Source organism: Aquincola tertiaricarbonis (assembly GCF_023573145.1).
GTDB classification, from domain to species: Bacteria; Pseudomonadota; Gammaproteobacteria; order Burkholderiales; family Burkholderiaceae_C; genus Aquincola; species Aquincola tertiaricarbonis_B.
On the sequence record NZ_CP097635.1, the window covers coordinates 1,458,226 to 1,479,311 of the forward strand.

Annotated in this window: 19 protein-coding genes; 1 reads left to right on the forward strand and 18 read right to left on the reverse strand. The window is 70.3% G+C overall.

All coding sequences use genetic code 11. The features are described from left to right. Positions 1-3: 3 nt before the first annotated feature. From MW290_RS06745 to MW290_RS06795, 11 genes are all read right to left on the reverse strand, one after another. Positions 4-1,212 carry an MFS transporter gene (locus MW290_RS06745; protein WP_250196483.1) on the reverse strand — a complete coding sequence of 403 codons (1,209 nt, stop codon included), beginning with the start codon at positions 1,210-1,212 and terminating at the stop codon, positions 4-6. 71 nt (positions 1,213-1,283) lie between these two features. After that, entirely contained in the window at positions 1,284-2,303 is a 1,020-nt protein-coding gene (gene fba, locus MW290_RS06750) for a class II fructose-bisphosphate aldolase (protein ID WP_250196484.1), read from the reverse strand. Positions 2,304-2,340: 37 nt separating this feature from the next. Beyond that, positions 2,341-4,392, reverse strand: coding sequence for a transketolase (gene tkt / locus MW290_RS06755; RefSeq protein ID WP_250196485.1), 2,052 nt, complete (start codon positions 4,390-4,392; stop codon positions 2,341-2,343). 99 nt (positions 4,393-4,491) lie between these two features. Then, positions 4,492-5,370, reverse strand: a complete 879-nt coding sequence (locus tag MW290_RS06760) for a phosphoribulokinase (protein WP_250196486.1) — start codon at positions 5,368-5,370, stop codon at positions 4,492-4,494. 40 nt (positions 5,371-5,410) lie between these two features. Further along, on the reverse strand, positions 5,411-6,493 hold the full coding sequence (locus MW290_RS06765) for a class 1 fructose-bisphosphatase (protein WP_250196487.1): 1,083 nt from the start codon (positions 6,491-6,493) through the stop codon (positions 5,411-5,413). Between the two features lie 15 nt (positions 6,494-6,508). Next, positions 6,509-7,261, reverse strand: coding sequence for an HAD family hydrolase (locus tag MW290_RS06770; protein WP_250196488.1), 753 nt, complete (start codon positions 7,259-7,261; stop codon positions 6,509-6,511). Beyond that, positions 7,258-7,983: a ribulose-phosphate 3-epimerase gene (gene rpe, locus MW290_RS06775; protein ID WP_250196489.1), complete on the reverse strand. Its 726-nt coding sequence runs from the start codon at positions 7,981-7,983 to the stop codon at positions 7,258-7,260. Before rpe ends, MW290_RS06770 begins: the two co-directional genes overlap by 4 nt. Before the next feature lie 27 nt (positions 7,984-8,010). Continuing rightward, positions 8,011-8,802, reverse strand: a complete 792-nt coding sequence (locus MW290_RS06780; protein ID WP_250196490.1) for an HAD-IA family hydrolase — start codon at positions 8,800-8,802, stop codon at positions 8,011-8,013. After that, positions 8,799-9,701, reverse strand: a complete 903-nt coding sequence (cbbX, locus tag MW290_RS06785; protein WP_250196491.1) for a CbbX protein — start codon at positions 9,699-9,701, stop codon at positions 8,799-8,801. Before cbbX ends, MW290_RS06780 begins: the two co-directional genes overlap by 4 nt. A 30-nt stretch (positions 9,702-9,731) precedes the next feature. Next, entirely contained in the window at positions 9,732-10,172 is a 441-nt protein-coding gene (locus MW290_RS06790; RefSeq protein WP_250196492.1) for a ribulose bisphosphate carboxylase small subunit, read from the reverse strand. Positions 10,173-10,205: 33 nt separating this feature from the next. Beyond that, positions 10,206-11,672, reverse strand: a complete 1,467-nt coding sequence (locus MW290_RS06795; RefSeq protein WP_250196493.1) for a form I ribulose bisphosphate carboxylase large subunit — start codon at positions 11,670-11,672, stop codon at positions 10,206-10,208. Positions 11,673-11,793: 121 nt separating this feature from the next. Here MW290_RS06795 and MW290_RS06800 point away from each other — a divergent pair, with 121 nt between their 5' ends. Further along, positions 11,794-12,750: a LysR family transcriptional regulator gene (locus MW290_RS06800; protein ID WP_250196494.1), complete on the forward strand. Its 957-nt coding sequence runs from the start codon at positions 11,794-11,796 to the stop codon at positions 12,748-12,750. On the opposite strand, the gene MW290_RS06805 is transcribed toward MW290_RS06800, so the two are convergent. The 7 genes from MW290_RS06805 to MW290_RS06835 form a co-directional block, all read right to left on the reverse strand. Continuing rightward, positions 12,710-13,756 (reverse strand): vWA domain-containing protein, encoded by a 1,047-nt coding sequence (locus MW290_RS06805; RefSeq protein ID WP_250196495.1) that lies wholly within the window; start codon positions 13,754-13,756, stop codon positions 12,710-12,712. The two genes, MW290_RS06800 and MW290_RS06805, sit on opposite strands and share 41 nt — an antisense overlap. Continuing rightward, entirely contained in the window at positions 13,753-14,367 is a 615-nt protein-coding gene (locus tag MW290_RS06810) for a tetratricopeptide repeat protein (protein WP_250196496.1), read from the reverse strand. Before MW290_RS06810 ends, MW290_RS06805 begins: the two co-directional genes overlap by 4 nt. Further along, positions 14,358-15,413, reverse strand: coding sequence for a vWA domain-containing protein (locus tag MW290_RS06815; RefSeq protein WP_250196497.1), 1,056 nt, complete (start codon positions 15,411-15,413; stop codon positions 14,358-14,360). The genes MW290_RS06810 and MW290_RS06815 overlap by 10 nt, the downstream gene beginning before the upstream one ends. Next, on the reverse strand, positions 15,410-16,306 hold the full coding sequence (locus MW290_RS06820) for a hypothetical protein (RefSeq protein ID WP_250196498.1): 897 nt from the start codon (positions 16,304-16,306) through the stop codon (positions 15,410-15,412). The genes MW290_RS06815 and MW290_RS06820 overlap by 4 nt, the downstream gene beginning before the upstream one ends. After that, the gene (locus MW290_RS06825; protein ID WP_250196499.1) at positions 16,303-17,139 is read right to left on the reverse strand and encodes a DUF58 domain-containing protein; all 837 of its coding nucleotides are present in this window, start codon (positions 17,137-17,139) and stop codon (positions 16,303-16,305) included. Before MW290_RS06825 ends, MW290_RS06820 begins: the two co-directional genes overlap by 4 nt. A 13-nt stretch (positions 17,140-17,152) precedes the next feature. Then, positions 17,153-18,175, reverse strand: a complete 1,023-nt coding sequence (locus tag MW290_RS06830; RefSeq protein WP_250196500.1) for an AAA family ATPase — start codon at positions 18,173-18,175, stop codon at positions 17,153-17,155. Between the two features lie 182 nt (positions 18,176-18,357). Beyond that, complete coding sequence (locus tag MW290_RS06835) at positions 18,358-20,913, reverse strand: TonB-dependent receptor (RefSeq protein ID WP_250196501.1); 2,556 nt, start codon at positions 20,911-20,913, stop codon at positions 18,358-18,360. Positions 20,914-21,086 lie beyond the last annotated feature (173 nt).

A 21,086-nucleotide genomic window follows, 5' to 3' on the forward strand; every position in this document is an offset into this window, starting at 1 on the left:
GGGCTAAGCCGGCCGCAGCAGGCGGCGCATGCCCCACAAGCCCAGCAGCGGCCCCGGCAGCAACAGCCATACAGCGCGCGGCCCCCAGGCGGCCAGCGCCGGGGTGAGCAGCAGGATGCTGGCGACCGTGATCAAAAAGCCGATGCCGTTCTGCACCAGCAGGCCGCTGGCCAGCACCGCGGGTGGGCAGTGCTGCGCACTGAGGGCGGAGAACTGCGGCGAATCGGCCACCACGCACACGCCCCACAAGGCCAGCACCGCCAGCTGCAGGCCGACGGCGCCGGCCGGCAGCAGCGGGAACAGCAGGCACATGGCGCCCGAGCCGGCCAGCGCCCCGGCCGCGACGCGGGCGCTGCCGATGCGCCGCGCCAGCTGACCACCGCCGATGCAGCCCAACGCCCCCAGCGCGATGACCACGAAACTGAGCAAGGCCACCGATGGCGCGGCCGATGTACCCCAACGCTGCGACAGCGCGGCACTGAGCGGCGCACACAGCCACGGCAGCAGGCCCCAGAAGGCATACAGCTCCCACATGTGGCCGAAGTAGCCGAAGGCCGAGGCACGGAAACGCGGCACACCGAACACCTGGCGGGCGACGGGCAGCAGGCCCCGGGCGGCCGGCAGCGGCACCGAAGTGGCGGGCGCGCCTTGCGCGGGACCCGGCCCTTCGCCCAGCCAGGCCACCAGCGCGCCACCCATCAGGGCCAGTGCCGAGGAAGCCAGCAGCACCACTTCCCAGGGCCAGCTGGCGCCGGCCGCGCGCAGGCCATGCGGCATCGCGGTGCCCAGTGTGAGCATGCCGATCAGCCAGCCCAGGGCGGCGGCCGGCCGGCCACCCACCCAGTGCACGATCATCTTCATGCCCAGCGGGTAGATGCCGGCCAGCGACAGGCCCACCACGAAGCGCAGCGCCCAGGTGCCGGCATAGCCCAGTGCGGGCCAGGCCACGGCCGCATTGGCCAGCGCCCCGGCAACACAGCTGAGCGCGAAGATGCGGCTGGCCCGGTAGCGGTCGGCCGCGCCACTGGCCGCAAAGGCCAGCGTGCCGGCGATGAAGCCCAGCTGGGTGGCCGCCAGCAGCCCGCCGAACTGGGACGCCGTGAGCTGCAGCCGCTGCATCAGGTCGTCGGCCGCGCCGCTCGGGCTGAACCACAGCGAGGTGCCCAGCCACTGGGCCACGACGATCAGGGCGACGGCCTGGCGGGGCCGCATCAGCGCAACGATGGGGACAGCATGGCCGCCAGTAGACCGCAAGAAGCCCGCTGCCCACCAGCGGGCGTGGCCTAGACCGGCAGCGGCACCGGCTTGATGCGCGAGGCCTGGCCCGCGGTGCCGAAAGCCTCGAAGCGCTGGGCGCACAGGTCGCGGGCGGCCACCAGCGCGTCCTTCAGGAACTTGCGGGGGTCGAACTCCGACGGCGTGCGGGCCATCGCGCGGCGCATCGCACCGGTCATCGCCAGCCGGATGTCGGTGTCGATGTTGACCTTGCGCACGCCGTGGCGGATGCCCTCGCGGATCTCGGCCACCGGCACGCCGTAGGTCTCCTTGATGTCGCCGCCATGCTCGCGGATGACGGCCAGCCATTCCTGCGGCACCGACGACGAGCCGTGCATCACCAGGTGCGTGTCGGGGATGCGCTGGTGAATGGCCTTGATGCGGTCGATGGCCAGGATGTCGCCGGTGGGCTGGCGGCTGAACTTGTAGGCGCCATGGCTGGTGCCGATGGCGATGGCCAACGCATCCACACCGGTCCTGCGCACGAAGTCGGCGGCCTGCTCGGGGTCGGTGAGCATCTGCTCGTGCGTCAGCGCGCCTTCGGCGCCTACGCCGTCCTCCTCGCCGGCCAGGCCCGATTCCAGCGAGCCCAGGCAGCCCAGCTCACCTTCCACCGACACGCCCACCGCATGCGCCATTTCCACCACGCGGCGGGTGACGTCCACGTTGTAGTCGTAGCTGGCGGGTGTCTTGGCGTCTTCCTGCAGGCTGCCGTCCATCATCACGCTGGTGAAGCCCGAGCGGATGGACTGCAGGCACTGCGCCGGGCTGGCGCCATGGTCCTGGTGCATCACGATGGGGATGTCGGGGTACATCTCGGCCGCGGCCTCGACCATCTTGCGCAGGAAGGGCTCGCCCGCGTACTTGCGGGCGCCGGCGCTGGCCTGCAGGATCACCGGGCTGTTGGTGCGCTGCGCCGCCTGCATGATGGCCTGGATCTGCTCCAGGTTGTTGACGTTGAAGGCCGGCACGCCGTAGCTGTGCTCGGCCGCATGGTCGAGCAGCTGGCGCAAAGAGATCATCGCCATCGTGGTTCTCCTGAGGTGAAAGGGATGCGGTCGGTATTCAGGCGGTGGCCAGCGGGCGGGCCGCCTCAGGTGCGGCTGCGGCGGCCGGCAGCAGCCGCAGCGCCCGCTCCACCACCGCCTCGGGCGTGAAGCCGAACAGCTTGAAGAGCTGCGCCGCGGGCGCCGATTCGCCGAAGCTGTCGAGGCCGATCACGTCGCCCTGCTCGCCCACGTACTTCCACCACAGGCCGGTGCTACCGGCCTCGATGGCCAGGCGCGGCAAGTGGCGCGGCAGCGTGTCGGCGCGGTAGGTGGCGTCCTGGCGGTCGAACACGTCCAGGCAGGGCACCGACACCACGCGGGCCGCCACGCCCTGCTGCGCCAACCGCTCGGCCGCGGCCAGTGCCAGCGACACCTCGGAGCCGCTGGCCAGCAGCACCAGGCGTTCGTTCGCCGGGCGGCGCAGCACATAAGCGCCGCGGGCGATGGCCTCGGCCCGCGGCGTGCCGTCACTCGCATGCGGCAGGGCCTGGCGCGTGAGCAGCAGCGCGGCCGGGCCATCAGTGCGTTGCAGGGCCGCGCGCCAGGCCACCGCGGTTTCGGTGGCATCGGCCGGCCGCCACACGTCCAGGCCGGGAATCAGCCGCAGGCTGCTGGCATGTTCCACCGGCTGGTGGGTGGGGCCGTCTTCGCCCAGGCCGATGGAGTCGTGGGTGAACACATGCACCACTGGCAGCTTCATCAGCGCCGACATGCGCAGCGCATTGCGCGCGTAGTCGCTGAAGGTGAGGAAGGTGCCCCCATAAGGCCGGTAGCCGCCATGCAGCGCGATGCCGTTCATCACCGCGGCCATGCCGAACTCGCGCACGCCATAGTGCACATGGTTGCCCGTGCCCCGGCCGGTCAGCGGCTGGTGGCCGCGCCAGTCGGTCAGGTTGGAACCGGTCAGGTCGGCCGATCCCCCCAGCAGCGCCGGCATCGCCGGGCCGAACACGTTCAGGCAGTCTTGCGAGGCCTTGCGCGTGGCGACCGCCGCACGCCGGGCTTCGGCTTCTTCGATGGCCTGGGCCAATGCGGCCTCGGCCGGTGCATCGAGCGCGCCGCCGCCGCGGCCCGCGGTGCGCTGCAACAGCGCATGGGCCAACTCGGGGTAGGCCTCGGCATAAGCGGCGAAGCGGGCCTTCCAGGCGCAGTAGCGGCTTTCACCGTCGGCGCGCGCGTCCCAGGCCTGCGCCACGTCCTCGGGCACCTCGAACGGTGCAGCCTGCCAGCCCAGGCGCTCACGCGTCAGCGCGATCTCGGCCGCGCCCAGTGGCGCGCCGTGCACGTCGGCCGTGTTGGCGCGGTTGGGCGAGCCGTGGCCGATCTCGGTCTTGCAGCACACCAGCACCGGCTTGTCGCTGGCCAGCGCTTCGTCGATGGCGGCGTCCAGCAGCTCGGCGTCGTGGCCGTCCACGTCGCGCAGCACGGTCCAGCCATAGGCCTCGAAGCGGGCCGGCGTGTCGTCGGCGAACCAGCCGCTCACCGCACCGTCGATGCTGATGCCGTTGTCGTCATAGAACACCACCAGCTTGTGCAGGCCCCAGGTGCCGGCCAGCGAACAGGCTTCATGGCTGATGCCTTCCATCAGGCAGCCGTCGCCGCAGAAGACGAAGGTGCGGTGGTCGATGACGGTGTGCCCCGGCCGGTTGAACTCGGCGGCCAGCAGCTTTTCGGCCAGCGCCATGCCCACCGCATTGGCCAGGCCCTGGCCCAGCGGGCCGGTGGTGGTTTCCACGCCGGGCGTCACGTCCACCTCGGGGTGGCCGGGGGTCTTGCTGTGCAGCTGGCGAAAGCGCTTCAACTCCTCGATCGGCAGCGCATGGCCGCTCAGGTGCAGCAGCCCGTACAGCAGCATCGAGCCATGGCCGTTGCTGAGCACGAAGCGGTCGCGGTCGATCCACTGCGGGTGCGCCGGGTCGTGCTTCAGCCGGTGCCGCCACAAGGCCTCCGCGATGTCGGCCATGCCCATCGGCATGCCGGGGTGCCCCGAATTGGCGGCCTGCACCGCCTCCACCGCCAGCATGCGCAAGGCATCCGCGCAGGCACGCCGCAACGACAAGTTGTCCATACAACCTCGCAAGGAAAGGTGAATTGATCAAGCAGCCACCGCGGATCCGGCTCCGCCGGTCCGCCAGTGGCGCCCCCCTGGGGGGGTGCGGCGAAGCCGCTACGGGGGGGAGACCCTCTTTCTCCGCTCGACGAGGCGAAGGATCATGGGCGTGAAGATCAGCTGCATCGCCAGGTCCATCTTGCCGCCCGGCACCACCAGCGTGTTGGCGCGCGACATCCACGAGTCGTGCAACATGCTCAGCAGGTACGGGAAGTCGATGCCCGCCGGGTTGGCGAAGCGGATGACCACCAGGCTTTCGTCCGCCGTGGGAATGGTGCGGGCGATGAAGGGATCGGAGGTGTCCACCACCGGCACCCGCTGGAAGTTGATGTGGGTGCGGGTGAACTGCGGGCAGATGTAGTGCACGTACTCGTGCATGCGGCGCAGGATCACGTCGGTCACCGCTTCGGTGCTGTAGCCGCGGGTGGCCTTGTCGCGGTGGATCTTCTGGATCCATTCCAGGTTGATCACCGGCACCACGCCGATCAGCAGGTCGACGAAGCGGGCCACGTCCACCTGGCTGGTCTGCACGCCGCCGTGCAGGCCCTCATAGAACAGCAGGTCGCTGGGCGGCAGGTTCTGCCAGGGGGTGAAGGTGCCGGGCGGCTGCTGAAAGGGCGCCGCCTCTTCCGCGTCGTGCAGGTACTTGCGGCTGGCGCCGGTGCCCGACTCGGCATAGTCGCGGAACAGCTGCTCCAGTTCCTGGAACAGGTTGGCTTCTTCGCCGAAGTGGCTGAAGGTGCGGTTGCCGGCCTTCTCGGCCTCCGCGGCGGCCACCTTCATCGCCTGCCGGTCGTAGCGGTGGAAGCTGTCGCCTTCGATGATGGCGGCATTGACCTTCTCGCGGCGGAAGATGTTCTCGAAGGTGCGCGTCACCGAGGTGGTGCCGGCGCCCGACGAGCCGGTGATGGCGATGATGGGGTGCTTGTTGGACATGCTGGTCTCCCTCCGTCTTCTTCGTCGTTGTGCGTGCAGGTCACATGGCGCTGGCGGCAAACAGCCCGCGTTTGCCGAACAGCGGCGACGAGTAGCTGTCCATCGGCTCGTCGCGGTGGTAGCCCTCCAGCCGCTCCACCTCTTGCGCGCTGCCGAACACGAAGCCGATGCGCTGGTGCAGCGACTCGGGCTGCACCGTCATCAGGCGCCGGCGGCCGGTGCTGGCCCAGCCGCCCGCCTGCTCCACCAGGAAGCTGATCGGGTTGGCCTCGTACAGCAGGCGCAGCCGGCCGGGCTTGCCCGGGTCCTTGGTGTCGCGCGGGTACATGAACATGCCGCCGCGCATCAGGATGCGGTGCGTCTCTGCCACCAGCGAAGCGATCCAGCGCATGTTGAAGTCGGCGCCGCGCGGGCCGGTCTGGCCGGCCAGGCACTCGTCCACGTAGCGCTTAACGGCCGGCTCCCAGAAACGGCTGTTGGAGGCGTTGATCGCGAACTCGCGCGTCTTCTCGGGGATCTTCAGGTGCGGGTGGCTGAGCACCCACTCGCCCAGCTGCGGCTCCAGGGTGAAGGCGTGGGTGCCGTTGCCCAGCGTCAGCACCAGCATGGTGGAAGGGCCGTAGATCGCGTAGCCGGCGCCGATCTGCTGGGTGCCCGGCTGCAAAAAGTCCTCGGGCTTGGCATCCTGCCCCGGGTTGGGCGCCCGCAGGATGGAGAAGATGCTGCCCACCGACACGTTCACGTCGATGTTGGAGGAGCCGTCCAGCGGATCGAACAGCAGCAGGTACTTGCCGCGCGGGTACTGGGGCGGCAGGGTGTAAGCCTCCTCCATCTCCTCGGACACCATGCCGGCCACGTGGCCGCCCCATTCGTTGGCGCGCAGGAACATCTGGTTGGACAGCACGTCCAGCGGCTTCTGCTCCTCACCCTGCACGTTGACGGCGGGCGCGGTGGGCACCGAGGCATTGGGCGCCAGCGCACCGAAGGCCACCCGCTTGGCAATGGCCTTGCAGGCCAGTGACAGGTCGGTGATCAGCGCGTTCAGCTCGCCGGTGGCGTTGGGGTGACGTCGTCGCTCCTCGATGAGGAACTGGGTCAGCGTGGGCCTTCCGCCTGTGGGCATGGTGTCTCTCCTGTTCTAGAAATGAAGCAGAGTGTTCTGGTTCGCACGGAGCTGCACGGGCAGCTCCGCCGGTGAATCCATGCGCCAGGGCGGCGGGCCTTCCCAGCCGGTGGCGCCGTAGCCCCAGTCGGCCAGCACCGCCGGGCAGCCGGCACTGGCAGCCGCCTGCAGGTCGGCACGACCATCGCCCACCATCAGCAGCGCGGCCGGCGCCAGGCCCAGGCGATCGGCCGCCGCCTGCAGCAGCACCGGGCTGGGCTTGCGCTGGCCCGGCTCGTCGGCCCCAAACACCGTCATCACATGCGGCAACAGGTGGGCGGCGTTCAGCAAGGCGCGCGCCAGCGGCGTGGGCTTGTTGGTCACCACCACGCAGGGGTAGTCGCGTGCCAGCTCGGCCAGCATCTCGGGCACGCCGTCGAACACCCGGCCCAGGCTCATCGGCGCCGACAGCGCGGTCATGTCGAAGCTGCGGCGCAGGTGGTCGCACAGCGTGCGGCCGGCCGAGTTGGTGGGATCGATGGCCTGGGCCACCAGCGCGCGGGCGATGGTGGCGTCGGGGCCGTCGCCGATCCAGCCGCGCACGGTGGGCAGGTCGAAGCTGCGCAGCCCCGCCTTGTGCAGCGCCGAGTTGAGCGCGTGGCGGATGTCGGGCGCGCTGTCCACCAGCGTGCCGTCGAGGTCGAAGGCGATGGCGTCCACCCGTTGCAGCAGGCGGGGCGCTGCGGCCGGGCGCAGCGGCGCGGCGGCCACGGTGGGGGCGCCGTTCATGCCGTCACCTCTTCGGTCTGGCGCACAGTTGAGGTGCCGCGGCTGGCGCGGCCCTGCAAGGCCGCCTGGCGCACCGCGTCGATGGCCTGGCGGTATTGGCCAGGGCCGGCGCCGAACACCGCCGAGCCAGCCACCAGCGTGTCGGCGCCGGCCGCGGCGATGCGGGCCGCGTTGCCGGGCTTTACGCCACCGTCCACCTCCAGCCAGATGTCGCGGCCGGTGGCGTCGATGCGGCGGCGGATGGCCTCGATCTTGGGCAACGCACTCTCGATGAAGGCCTGGCCGCCGAAGCCGGGGTTCACCGACATCACCAGCACCAGGTCGAGGTCGTCCAGCACATGGTCCAGCACCGACAGCGGCGTGGCCGGGTTGAGCACCAGGCCCGGCTTGCAGCCGTGCGAGCGGATCAGCTGGATGGTGCGGTGCACATGCTCGCTGGCCTCGGGGTGGAAGCTGATGAGGCCGGCACCGGCCTGCGCGAACATCGGCACCAGCGCGTCCACCGGCCGCACCATCAGGTGCACGTCGATCGGCACCCGGCTGTGCGGGCGGATGGCTTCGCACACCAGCGGCCCGACGGTGAGGTTGGGCACGTAATGGTTGTCCATCACGTCGAAGTGAATGAGGTCGGCCCCCGCGTCGATCACGGCCTCCACCTCTTCGCCCAGGCGGGCGAAGTTGGCGGACAGCAGGCTGGGGGCGATGCGCAAGCTGGAAGTCATGAGCAGGTTCCGCGTTGGGGGTGAAAGTCAGTGGTACAGCGCCTGCACGCGGTCGGCGTCACGCGCACAGGCCAGCGCCTGCAACTCCTGCACGCCCAGCCAGGCGGCGCGCTGCAGCTGGCCGCCGGGCTCGCCGGCGATGGGCTGCTGCACGTCGCCCAGGTGGGGCAGCAGCAGGCCGGCGCCACGGAAGTCGCTGCCTTCGGTCCAGTAGGTGGGCGTGACCACGGTCCACAGCCCGGCGGCGCGGGCCGAGGCCAGGCCGTTGGCCGAATCCTCGAACGCGATGCAACGCTCGGGCGGCAGGCCCAGCGCATCCATCGCCAGCTGGTAGATGTCGGGCGCGGGCTTCTTGTGGCGCACCTGGTCGCCGCAGGCGATCACGTCGAACAGCTCCAGCCCGCGGGCGCCCCAGGCGGCCTGCAGCAGCGCGTCGATGTTGGCGGCGGTGGTGGTGCTGGCGATGGCCAGGCGCAGGCCGGCAGCGCGGGCCTCGTCCAGCAACCGCTCCACGCCGGTGCGCAGGGCGATGCCGCCTTCGCGCGCCGTGCTTGTGTAGACATGGGTCTTCAATGCATGGATCTCGGGCACCCGGGCCAGCAGCGCCTTGCGCTGGGCCGGCGGCAGCTGCGCCTCTTCGATGAAGGCGGCAATGCGCTCCTTGCCGCCGGTGATGGCCAGCAGTCGCCGGTAGGTGGGCGCACTCCATTGCCAGCCGAGCTGCATCTGCTCGAAGGCGGTGTTGAAGGACTGGCGGTGCGCCTCCTCGGTGTCGGCCAGGGTGCCGTCCACGTCCAGGATCAGGGCTTCGGTGGTCATCGCGTCACCTCCTGCAAGACCGGCGCGGACGGCGCCATGCCAAACACCCGCGAGGCCAGCACGTCCTCGGCCTGCAACGTGCACAGCTGCTCCTTGCTCAGCGCCGATTGCGAGTCGAAGAGGCGCGTGGCATGCCGCAGCCGCATGCGGTCGAGCGCATTGCGCACCGAGCGTGCATTGGCAAAGTGCGGCTGCTGGCGCCGCAGGTGCAGGTAGCGGCCGAAGGCATGCGCCGCCGGGCCGTCGAAGCGGTAATTCAGGCCCTGCAGCATCAGCTCGGCGATCTGCATCAGCTCGGCCTCGCTGTAGTCCGGAAAGTCGATGTGGTGCGCGATGCGCGAGGCCATCCCCGGGTTGCTGCCGAAGAAGGTGTCCATCCGGTCCTTGTAGCCCGCCAGGATCACCACCAGGTCGTCGCGCTGGTTCTCCATCACCTGCAGCAGGATCTCGATGGATTCCTGGCCGTAGTCGCGCTCGTTCTCGGGGCGGTACAGGTAGTAGGCCTCGTCGATGAACAGCACGCCGCCCATCGCCTTCTTGATCACTTCCTTGGTCTTGGGCGCGGTGTGGCCGATGAACTGCCCCACCAGGTCGTCACGCGTCACTGCCACCAGGTGGCCCTTGCGCACATAGCCCAGCTGCTTGAGCACGCCGGCCATGCGCATGGCCACGGTGGTCTTGCCGGTGCCCGGGTTGCCGGTGAAACACATGTGCAGGCTGGGCGGCGTGCTCTGCAGGCCCTGCTCCTCGCGCAGCTTGTCGATGAGCAGCAACGCCGCGATGTCGCGGATGCGGCCCTTGACCGGCGCCAGCCCGATCAGCTCGGCGTCCAGCTGGTCGAGCAGCGCCTTGACGCCGGAGCTTTCGAACAATGCGCGCGGGGCGGTGGCCGTGTCCACGGTGCTTCTCCTTCAATCGGACGGGTGCCTTCAGCGCGTTGCCGAAGGTCCGCTGTAGCGCGTGCCTTCGGGCCGCGCCTGCACCGAGTAGCTCTCGATGCTGTAGCGCAGCGTGCGGCCGGGCTCCTCGGTGCGGATGAGGCGGAAGCCGGGCTCTTCCTTCGGCCGGTTGACGATGAAGCTCAGCACCACCGATTCGGTGCCGTGGGTGCTGTCGAAGGCGGTGACGCGGATGTACTGGTCAGGGAAGGTCTTGCGGCAGTCGTTGATCTCCTGCAGCACGCCGGCGGCGTCGCGCAGGTCGAACATCGGGTTGCCGTGCATTTCCCAGAAGGTGTTGCGCGGGTGCGGGTCGTCGGTGTATTCCACGCCGATGGCCCAGCCCTTTTGCAGGCAATACTCCAGCTGGCGGGTGATCTGGGCGTCCGTCAGCTCGGGCAGGAACGAGAAGGTGCCTTGGGTGATGCGCATGGGTTGCTCCTTGGCTTTGTGCAGGCTGACGGTTCAAGCCACGGAAGGCGTGGCCACGTAGTCCGAGGTGTCGGTCGACGTGTAGTTGAAGGTGATGTCGCCCCAGGTGTCGAGCGCGGCGGCCAGCGGGCTGCACCACTTGGCTGCGTCGCGCAGGATCTGCGGCCCTTCTTCCAGCAGGTTGCGGCCTTCGTTGCGGGCCAGCACCATGGCTTCCAGCGCCACGCGGTTGGCGGTGGCACCGGCCTGGATGCCCTGCGGATGGCCGATGGTGCCGCCGCCGAACTGCAGCACCACGTCGTCGCCGAAGAGGTCGATCAGCTGGTGCATCTGGCCGGCGTGGATGCCGCCCGAGGCCACCGGCATCACCTTCTTCAGCGCGCCCCAGTCCTGGTCGAAGTAGATGCCGCGCGGCAGGTCCACCTTCGTCTGCGTGTCGCGGCACACGTTGTAGTAGCCCTGCACCGTCATCGGGTCGCCTTCCAGCTTGCCCACCGCGGTGCCGGCATGGATGTGGTCCACGCCGGCCAGGCGCATCCACTTGGCAATGACGCGGAAGCTCACACCATGGTTCTTCTGGCGGGTGTAGGTGCCGTGGCCTGCGCGGTGCAGGTGCAGGATCATGTCGTTCTGCCGGCACCAGTGGCTCAGGCTCTGGATGCCGGTGTAACCCACCACCAGGTCCACCATCACGATGACCGAGCCCAGGCTCTTGGCGAACTCGGCACGGCGGTACATCTCCTCCATCGTGCCGGCGGTCACGTTGAGGTAGCTGCCCTTGACCTCTCCGGTGGCGGCGCTGGCCTTGTTCACCGCGTCCATCACGAACAGGAAGCGGTCGCGCCAGTGCATGAAGGGCTGCGAGTTGATGTTCTCGTCGTCCTTCATGAAGTCCAGCCCGCCGCGCAGGCCCTCGTACACCACGCGGCCGTAGTTGCGGCCCGACAGGCCCAGCTTGGGCTTGGTGGTGGCGCCCAGCAGCGGGCGACCGAACTTGTCCAGCCGCTCACGCTCCACCACGATGCCGGTGGGCGGGCCGCTGAAGGTCTTGACGTAGGCCACCGGGAACTTCATGTCCTCCAGCCGCGCGGCCTTCAGCGGCTTGAAGCTGAACACGTTGCCGATGACGGAGGCCGCCACGTTGGTGATGGAGCCTTCTTCGAACAGGCTGAGGTCGTAGGCCACGTAGCAGAAGAACTGGCCCGGCGTGCCCGGCACCGGGTCGACGCGGTAGGCCTTGGCGCGGTACATGTCGCAAGCGGTCAGGCGGTCGGTCCACACCACCGTCCAGGTGGCGGTGCTGCTTTCGCCGGCCACCGCGGCAGCGGCCTCCACCGGGTCCACCCCGTCTTGCGGCGTGATGCGGAACAGCGCCAGGATGTCGGTGGCCTTGGGCTCGTAGTCGGGGTCCCAGTAGCCCATCTGTGCGTACTTCAACACCCCGGCGGCATAACGCTTCTTGGTGTCGGTGATCTGCTTGGCTTCGCTCATGCTGCCCATGGGGTCTCCTCGATGTGGTTGAGGTCTGGCGGTGCTGCCGTGAGATCAATGTAGAGATTTCGCCCTCTATATAAAAATTAAACTTTCTGGCGCTGGCATAAGCTGCGACTAATATGTAGCCATGCCGCTCACCCGTAACGCCACCTTTCGCCAGTTGGCCGCGTTCCATGCCGTTGCGCGGCTGGGCAGCGTGTCGATGGCCGCCGACGAACTGCACCTCACGCAGCCGGCCATCTCCATCCAGATCCGCGCGCTGGAAGAGTCGGCGCGCACACCGCTGCTGCAGCGCGCCGGGCGCGGCGTGCGGCTCACCGAAGCCGGCGAACTGCTGGCCGGCTATGCGGCCCGCATCATCGAGCTCTGGCGCGAGGCGGGCGAAGAGATGGCCACGCTGCAGGGCGTGTTCTCGGGCACGCTGCGGGTGGGCGCCGTCACCACCGCCGAGTACCTGCTGCCGCCGCTGCTGGTGACCTTTGCCAACGAGCACCCCAAGGTGAAGGTGAAGCTGCAGGTGGGCAACCGCGACGAGATCGTGCGCATGCTGGCCGGCCAGGACATCGACCTGGCCATCATGGGCCGGCCGCCGGCCGAGCTGAAGACCGAGGCCACCGCCTTCGCCCGCCACCCGATGGCCTTTCTGGCGGCGCCCGGGCATGCCACGCTCAAGCAGGGCGAAATGGGCCTGGCCGACCTGGCCGGCATGCACCTGCTGGTGCGTGAGCGTGGCTCAGGCACCCGCGCCACACTGGAGCGCCTGTTCAAGGACGCGCGGCTGCCGCTGCGCATCGGCAGCGAGATGTCGAGCAACGAGGCCATCAAGCAGATGTGCGCGGCCGGCTTCGGCGTCGCCTTCCTGTCGATGCACACCTGCGTGCTGGAGCTGGAAGCCGGCCTGCTGGAGCTACTGCCCATGGCCGCCAACCCGGTGGAGCGTGAGTGGTTCGTGATGCGTTTGGCCTCACGTCAGCTGTCCCAGGTCGCCAGCGCGTTCGAGCGCTTCCTGATCGACCAGGGCCAGGACCAGCTGATCCAGCAGCTCAAGCCCCGCGCGCGCCGGCGGCGGGCGGGGCGGGCCTAGGCCGCGGGCGGCGCCCGCGCCAGCGCCGCCACAGCTGCCACCCATAAGGCAGCACCAACACCACCAGCGCCAGCGGCGCCAGCACGTCGCGCAGCGGCAGTTTCACCGGCACCGGCCGCTGGAACTGCGGGGCGCGCAGCGCCTCGCTCAGGCCGCGCGGCCCGTCGAGGTGGTGGTACTGCAGGCCGTCTTCCTGCGCCAGCAGGCGCAGGTAGGGCTCACGCAGGCCCGACAGGTGCTCGGTCCCCGGCGTGGCACCCACCGAGACGCTGGGGCCGGCCGCATCGTCGGCCATGCCTTCACCGGCCACGCTGCCGCTGCGGCCGCGGCTGCGTGGGTCGGCCTGCAGCACTTCATCCGCACCCCACACGCCGATGGGGCGGCCCTGCGGGTCGCGCTTGGGGATGGGCGAGGGCTGGGCCTGGCCGACGCCGACGATGAGGCCGGGTACCTCGCCCGGCTCGCCATTGAGCTTGGGCCGGTGGCGCGGGTGCAGCGGCGGCGACTCGTGGCCATCGGTGATGAAGACCAGCGAAGGCTTGTCTTCCAGCTGTTTGGCCACGGCCAGGCCGCTGTGCAGGCCCTTGGCCACTTCGCTGCCGTTGATCCAGGCCATGCGGCCGTCCAGGTTGGCCAGCGTGGCGCGCAGCTCGCCCAGGTTCTCGCACACCTCCACCGGCGCCAGCACCAGCAGCGTGCGGTACTCGGTGAAGATGCCCCAACCCAGCTTGGAGCCGCAGGGCAGATCGAGCAGCACCTCGCGCAGCGCGTGCTTGGCGGCGTCGATGCGTGGCGCGGGCCGGCCATCGATCAGCGCATCGGGCACGTTCATGCTCTGGGTGATGTCCAGCACCACCACATGGTCGAAGCGGGCGCGCTGCAGCGTGAGGTGGCCTGGCAGCAGGCAGCCCAGCAGCAGCAGCGCGGCCAGGGCCAGCAGCGCCGCTTCCTGCCGCTGGCGCAGCCAGGCCCAGGCCCGGCCCGGCTGCAGCACCCAGCGCCTCACGGCAGCCCGGCGCTGTGGCCGCGCATGGTGGTGACGGCGCGCTCGGCCTCGGGCGCCGGCTCGTTGACGGGCGGGTCTTCTTCGTCCGCATCGGGCAGCAGGCGTTGCGCCCGCTCGAGGTTGTAGCGCGCGGCCCAGAAGCCGGGGTCGTGGCGCAGCACGTCGCGGTAGCCTTCCTTGGCCAGCTCCAGCAGCGCGATGGCCTGGCCGGGCTGCAGCGTGGCGCGCACCTCCATGGCCTGGCGCAGCAGCAGGTTGGCGCTGTTGAAGCGCGCCGCCTGGCCCAGCGGCGTGTCGTTCTGCAGCGGGCGGTAGCGCGCCAGCGCGGCTTCACGCTCGCTGGCCGAGGCCTGCTGCCGCGCCCGCTGCGCGCTGCCATAGGCCGCCGCAAAGCGCAGCTCGGGCGCCGCATCGTCGGCTGGTGCGGGGGCTGACCCAGGTGCCGATCCCGCAGGCGCCGTATCGGCGCCGGCAGCCAGCGCCTCGACACGCCGGTTCAAGTCGGCATCGCGCCACCACCAGGCGGCCTGCAGCGCGGCCAGCACCGCCACGGCCAGCAGGGCCAGCCACGCGGTGCGGGTGCGGCCACGGGTGGCCAGGTTCATGACCATCGGCGGATCTCCAGCGTGCGCGCGACCAGCAGCAGCAGCACGGCCACCAGAGCCGCACCCAGCGCCCACGGGGCCAGGCTGCGGCGGGGCACCACGTCTTCATAGACGATGGGCAGGTTCTCCAGCCGGTTCACGTCGTCGATGGCCTTCTGCAGCGCCTCGGGGTTGTCGGCTTCATAGGCGCGGTAAGGGGTGCCCAGCGATTCGAAGAAGCGGTGCAGGAAGAACTCGGGCGCGGCCTCGGCATCGACCGGTGCCGCCGCGTTGCCGGCCTCGGCGGGCTGCAGCCCCGCGCTCATGGCCGAGCGGATGTAAATCCAGTAGATGGCCACGCGGTGCTTGTGCACCAGGTGGCTGATGCGATCGCGGATCGCGGCGTCCAGCCGGTCGCCACCGTCGGACACCAGCATCACGATGCGCGAGCCGGTGTACGGCCGGTCGGCGAAGAAGCCCAGCGAGCTTTCCAGCGCCAGGCCGATGTTGGTCTCGCTCAGGCCGCGGCCGATGTTGCCGGCCGCGATGGCGGCCTGGATGGCCTCGGGCTTCTGCGTGAACTCCAGCACCCGCATCGGCAGCGTGCTGAACAGCACCATGCCGAAACGGTCTTCCGGCCGCCGGCCGGCAAAGTCGGCCAGCAGCTGGCGGGCCACCTGGCCCTTGGATTCACGGTTCTGCGCCGCGCGCAGGCGCGAGTAGTAGTCCAGCGCCTCGGGCCCGGTGCCACGCACCGGCGCACCGGCGGCGCGCGCGCCTCCAAAGCCCTGGTCCATGCTGCGGCTGCGGTCCAGCACCAGCACGATCTCGGCGCCGCGACCCACACGCTCCACGGTGTATTCGGGCCGGTAGGGGTCAGCCAGCGCCACCACCAGCCCGGCCAGCGCCAGCGCGGCGGCGGCATGCAGCGCCAGCGCCAGGCTGTCGGAGGCCAGGTCGTGCGGCATGGTGGCCAGCCAGGTGTTGGGCATGGCATCGCGCTGGCGCAGCAGCCAGGGCAAGGCGGCCAGCGGCAACAGCAGCAACCAGCCGGGCGTGTCGAAGCGGATCATGCGGCGCCCCGCTCCAAGTCGCGGCAGCGGCGGCAGAAGCCGCGCAGCCAGGCCAGGTCGTCGCCCGCCGGTTCACCGGCGAAAAAGCTGCGGCGAGAACGGGCGAAGAATTCATGCAGATCGGCCTGCAGGCCGCGCCAGCGCGGGTGGGTGCTGACGAAGGCGGGCACGCCGTCATCGAGCAGCGCGGTGCCTGCCGTGCGGTTGAGGGCCGCATGCACCTGGGCCCAGGCCTGGCGCTGCGCCGCTTCGCCGGGTTGTGGCGGCAGGCCGCGCAAGGCCTGCCAGGCTTGGCCAAAGGGCCGGTGCCGGCGTGCCCACCAGGGCAGCCCCACGTAGACATGCAGCAGGTACAGCCCCAGCACCGCGGCCACCGCGGCCAAGGCCAGCAAGCGCTGCGCATGGGGCCGCAGGTCGCGCTGCGGGGGCGTTTCGTCGGGCTGCATCTCGCCATAGCCGCGGCGGGCCGGTGGATCGCCGGCGGCCACCAGCGGCGACACGGCCACCGGCCAGGCATCGATGCGCAGGCTGCCGGCCGGCTGGCCACCGGCGCCGGTGAAGCGCAGCTCGAAGGGCGGCATCTCCAGCACCCGCGGCGTGGGCGGCGACAGCAGCACCTGGTACTCCACCACCAGTTCGTGCGCGGACTGGCGCCAGGCCACGCTGCGCAACTCCAGCGCGCCGCCGCGCTTGCCGGGGCGCGGCAGCGAGGCGGTGTCCAGCGCCACGCCGTCCGGCAGTTGCAGCTGGATGCGGCGGGCGACCACGTCGCCGACGAAGTAGCCGTAGGCACGCGGCTCCTCGATCTGCGCCACGGGTTCAGCCATGGGCTGGGCGCGCGGCGCCCCCATGAAAGCCAAGGTCAGGGCCAGCGCCGCAACAAGACGGCTCATGAATAGAAGTGCCGCGTCACGGCATCCGCATCGAAGCCGCCTTCGATGATCAAGGGCTGCAGCCGGCGGGTCTGCAGGGCCTGCATCAGCGCGGCGCGGTGGGCCGTGCGCGCCGCCTGCCAGCGGGCACGCAGCGCGGCCCGCCACCACACCAGCCGCTGGCGGCCGCTTTCGGGGTCCACCACCGTCAGCAGGCCGCGGCGGGCGCTGGGGCCGAACTCCAGCGGGTCCCACAGCACCACGGGCACCACCTCATGGGCGGACAGCCCGTCCAGCACACGCTCGATCAGCGGCAGCGGCAGGTGGAAGTCGGACACCAGGAACACCAGGCTGCGCTGGCGCGACAGGTGCTGCGGCACCTGCAGCAGACCCTCAGCGCTGCGGCCGGTGGGCTGCCAGCCGCGCAGCGCCTGGGCCAGCAGGCCGCCGGCGCCGCGCTGGCGCGTCTGCGCTTGCAGCAGCGCCGGCTCCACCTGCGCGCCGCAACCCACGAAGCCGAAGCTGTCGCCGGTGCGCCAGGCCGACCAGGCCAGGCTGTCGGTGAAGTCGGCCACCACGTCCAGCTTGCGGCGTGCGCCTTCGAAGCCCATCGAGGCCGAGAGGTCCACCACCATCGTCACCGGCACCGACATGCGCTGCGCATGGATGCGCACGCGCCAGCCGCCAAAGGGGTCGCGCAGGCTGGCATGCAGGTCGAGCCGGCGCGGGTCGGGCGCATCCAGCAGCGAGGCATGGCCGCGGAACTCGAAGCCGCTGTCGCCCCGGCTGCTGCGGTGGTGGCCGGGAAAGTGGCCCTGCACCGGGCCACCCACGCGGTACTGGATCTCCTGCATCGTGGCCGCTCCTTCAGGGCGCGGCCACCGCGGCCAGGATGCCGGCCATCAGCGGGCCGGTGATCTCGGGCCGGCGCATCTCGTACACCGGCTGCAAGCACAGCCGGTGCGCCAGCGTGTCGAAGAACACGGCCTGCACGTCCTCGGGCGTGGCGTAGTCGCGGCCGGCCAGCCAGGCGGCCACGCGGGTGGCCCGCATCAGCATGCTCATGCCGCGGGGGCTGGCGCCGGCCAGCATCAGCCGCGCGGTATCCAGGTCGGGCAGCTTGACGCCGTACTCGGCCGGCACCGCAGTGGCCCGCCACAGGCCCAGCGCATAGTCCTGCAGCGCGGGCGCGGCCCGCACCTGGTGCTGGATGGCTTCGGCCACCGCATTGAGTTCGGCATACGGCACCATGGCCGGCTGCAGCGTGGCCACCAGCCGGTCGGTGTCGTGGAAGCGCGGGTCGAGCATCAGCGCCCGGCGGTCGTCGTCGGTGGCCGGCGCGTCGATGGTGATCTCCATCATGAAGCGGTCGCGCGCGGCGGACGAGATCTCGAAGGTCTCCTCCCGCTCCACCCGGTTGCGGTCGGCAAACACCAGCAGGTGCGGAAAGCGCACCTCGCGGTTGAAGGCCGAGACGCTGCGCTCGGCCATCACCCGCAGCAGCAGCGAGTGCACCTGCGGCCGGGCGCGGTTGATCTCGTTGAAGAAGAAGATGGCCAGTTCGGGGCCATGCTCGATCAAGGGCCCCGCCTCCACCGCCGGCCGCCCGTCGGCGCCGATGTAGGTGTAGTACACGAGGTCGTTGGGCATCAGGTCGATGGTGCCTTCGGTGCGCGCGAAGGCGCCGCCCAGCACCCGCGCAAAGGCCCGCAGCAGCGTGGTCTTGCCCACGCCCACGTCGCCCTGCAGCAGCACATGGCCTCGGGCGAACACCGCCGTGTTGACCGCGCGGATCACGCGCTGCTGGCCGATGACGGCCTTGGCCACCTCGGCTTCCAGCGCCAGCGCACGCTGGCGCCAATCGTTCAGCAACGCGTCGTCTCGCTCCATCGGCACTTCCTTGGCCGCTGGGGCGGCTCTGCACACCGGCCGCACCGCGCGGGATGCGCGGCACACACTGTCACGCCGGTGGCACAGGGCGCGGCAGCGGCGGCCGATGCGCCTGTGGGCGAGCAAGAGCTGCGCCTTCGGGACTAACCCGCGGGCGCCGCCAACGACTGCTGACGCGGCAGTCAGGAGCCGAAGCGGTAGCGCACGCCGGCCCACACGGTGCGCGGCGCGCCCGGGGCGTAGAAGGTGGAATGCTGCAGCGGGTACTCGCCCTCGGCATTGCGTGCGAAGGGCCGCGCCTGGAAGTTGCCATTGGCATCGAAGCCGGTGGCGCCCAGCTGCGCCGCGGTGCTGTACTTGCGGTCGAACACGTTGTTCACCTGCACGAAGAAGCGCCAGGCCGCGGTGGGCTCGTAATCGGCACTGAGGTTGAGCACCGCATAACCGCCGCTGCGGCCGCTGCCCAGGTAGTAGGTGCCATCGGCCTGGTGGCGGCCGTTCTCGTTGCCGCGGGCGATGGAGCCGCCCACCGCGGTGACGTCGGCGCCCAGGCTCCAGCCGCTGCCCACGCGCCAGTCGGCGAACAGCTTGAGCATGTGCCGCGGGATCAGCGGAATGCGGTCCCCGGGGCGGATCTCGATGGTGCCTTCGGTGCCCGGGTTGCCTTCCTCGGCTTCGCTGTTGCTGCTGTTGCTCGAGCCGTCCACCACCTCGGCGCTGCGGTAGGTGGCCTGCAGGTAGGTGTAGTTGGCCCCCACGGTCACGTCGCGGCCCAGCGGCAGGCTGAGGCCCGCCTCCAGGCCTTGCCGGCGCGTCTTGCCGAAGTTGCGGAAGTAACCGAAGCCGGCCTGGTCGTCGGCCACGAAGAGGATGTCGTCGCGGTTGTCGGCGCGGAAGATGCCGACGTTCCAGTTCAGGCCGCCCGGGCTGCCGCCGCGCAGGCCCGCTTCCAGGGTGCGGGTGACCACCTGCTTGAGCGGCGGGTCGCCGGCCATCGCATTGGGCAGCTTGCAGGGGTTGGCCGGGTCGGCGCAGCCCAGTTCGATCGCCGAAGGCGCGCGGCTGCCTTCGTTGTAGCCCACGTAGGCATTGAGCGTGGCGCTGGGCGAGAAGGTGAGCCCCACCGCCGGGTTGAAGCGCTTGAACACATGGTGACCATCGAGCGAGCCGGGGCCGCCGCCGGGGTTGATGGCATCCCGCGTGGTCACGGTGCTGCGGTTGTAGCGGCCCGACAGCGTGAGGTGCGTGTTGCGGTTGATCGCGATGGTGTCGGTGGCCAGCACGCTCCAGGTGCGGGTCTTGGCACCCAGGTCCACCCGGGTGTCGTAGGGCTCGCCGTCTTCGTCGCCGCCGGTCACGCCGTCGCCGAAGGCGCCCACGCCCACCACGCCGCGGTCGGGCGTCAGGTAGCCCAGCTCCGACAGCTGGTTGAACTGCACGCGGCTCCAGTCCAGCGCGCCGCCCAGCGCCACCTGGTGGCCCAGGCCGCCCAGCTGCCCTTCCCAGTTCAGCTGGCCCTGCACGCCCCAGTTGCGCTGCGTGGTGCGTGTGGTGTTGAGCAGGCCGTTGCACTTCTCGGCCGGTTCGTCGACCAAAAGGGCCTGGGCGATGCAGCGCCACTTCGGGAAGGGTGTGTTGCCAGCGTTCTCGCCGCTCAGCGGAAAGTCGGTGTAGCCCGCCTCGGTCAGGGCCTCGCGCTCTTCGGCATTGGGCTGGTAGACCGACTGGCCCAGCGCGTCGTCGTTCAAGTCGCCGTTGAGGGTGTGGGTGCGGATGCGCCGCCAATAGGTGTTGCCCGACAGCGAGAAGCCGTTGCCCAGCTGGTGGGTGGCCGTGAGGTTGAGCATCACCGCGCGGTTGTCGGTCTCGTCGGGCTTGGTGTAGATGCTGCTGTAGTCGCGCGCCATCAGCTGCTGCTCCAGCAGCCCGTTGCCGGTGAGCGCGTTGTCGGCCACCGCGGCGCTGAGCGCGATGCGGGTGTCGGCCGTGCGCAGGCCCAGCTTGCCGAACAGCTGCCGCACGTCGCTGGGCGAGGCATCGCGCCAGCCGTCTTCCTTGAAGCGGTTGCCGGTGACGTACCAGTCGATGCCGGTGGCGCCCTGGTGGCCGCCGGTCTCGAAACTGAGCTGGCGACGTGCGTGCGAGCCCACCAACAGCTCCACCGAGGTGCCGGGGTGGCTGATGCCGTCCTTGGTCTGCACGCTGAGCGCGCCGCCCAGGGTGTTGAGGCCGAACAGCGGGTTGCTGCCCGGCATCAGCGCGATGCTGCTGATGGCGGCCTTGGGAATCAGGTCCCAGCTCACCACATCGCCAAAGGGCTGGTTGATGCGCACACCGTCGACATACACCGACAGGCCCTGCCCGGTGCCCAGCAGGGGCGAGGCGGTGAAGCCGCGGAAGTTGACGTCGGCCTGGAACGGGTTGTTCTGCACCTCGTTGATGTGCACGCCGCCCAGCGTGCGGTTCATGAAGTTGGTGAGGTCCGCGGCATGCCGCCGCTCGATGTCGGCCGCCCGCCCGGTCTGCACGTTGGCCGGCACCTCGTTGCGCGGCAGGCCCAGGCCCGGCAGCGGCGTGACGCCGATGATGGTGACCTGGTTGGTGGGCGTGTCGGCAGGCTGCGCCTGGGCCGTGGGCGACAGGCCTGCGGCTGCAGCGGCCAACGCCAGCAGGCGGGGGCGGAACGCGAAACGAACAGAGGCACGGACGGGGGCACGAAACAGGCGTGGCGCGGGCATGGGTCTCCTCCAGAAACGCTTTTCCAGGAGTGGGCCCGCGCCCGTGGGCAGCGAGAAGGGAAAACTTCCCTGCGGGCATGCGGGCTGTCCCAGGGGAGCGCCCGGAGAGCCTTCGTCTTCCAGAAATCGCTCTATGCTCCGATTTTAGATAAATTACACTTGCACTAAGTACA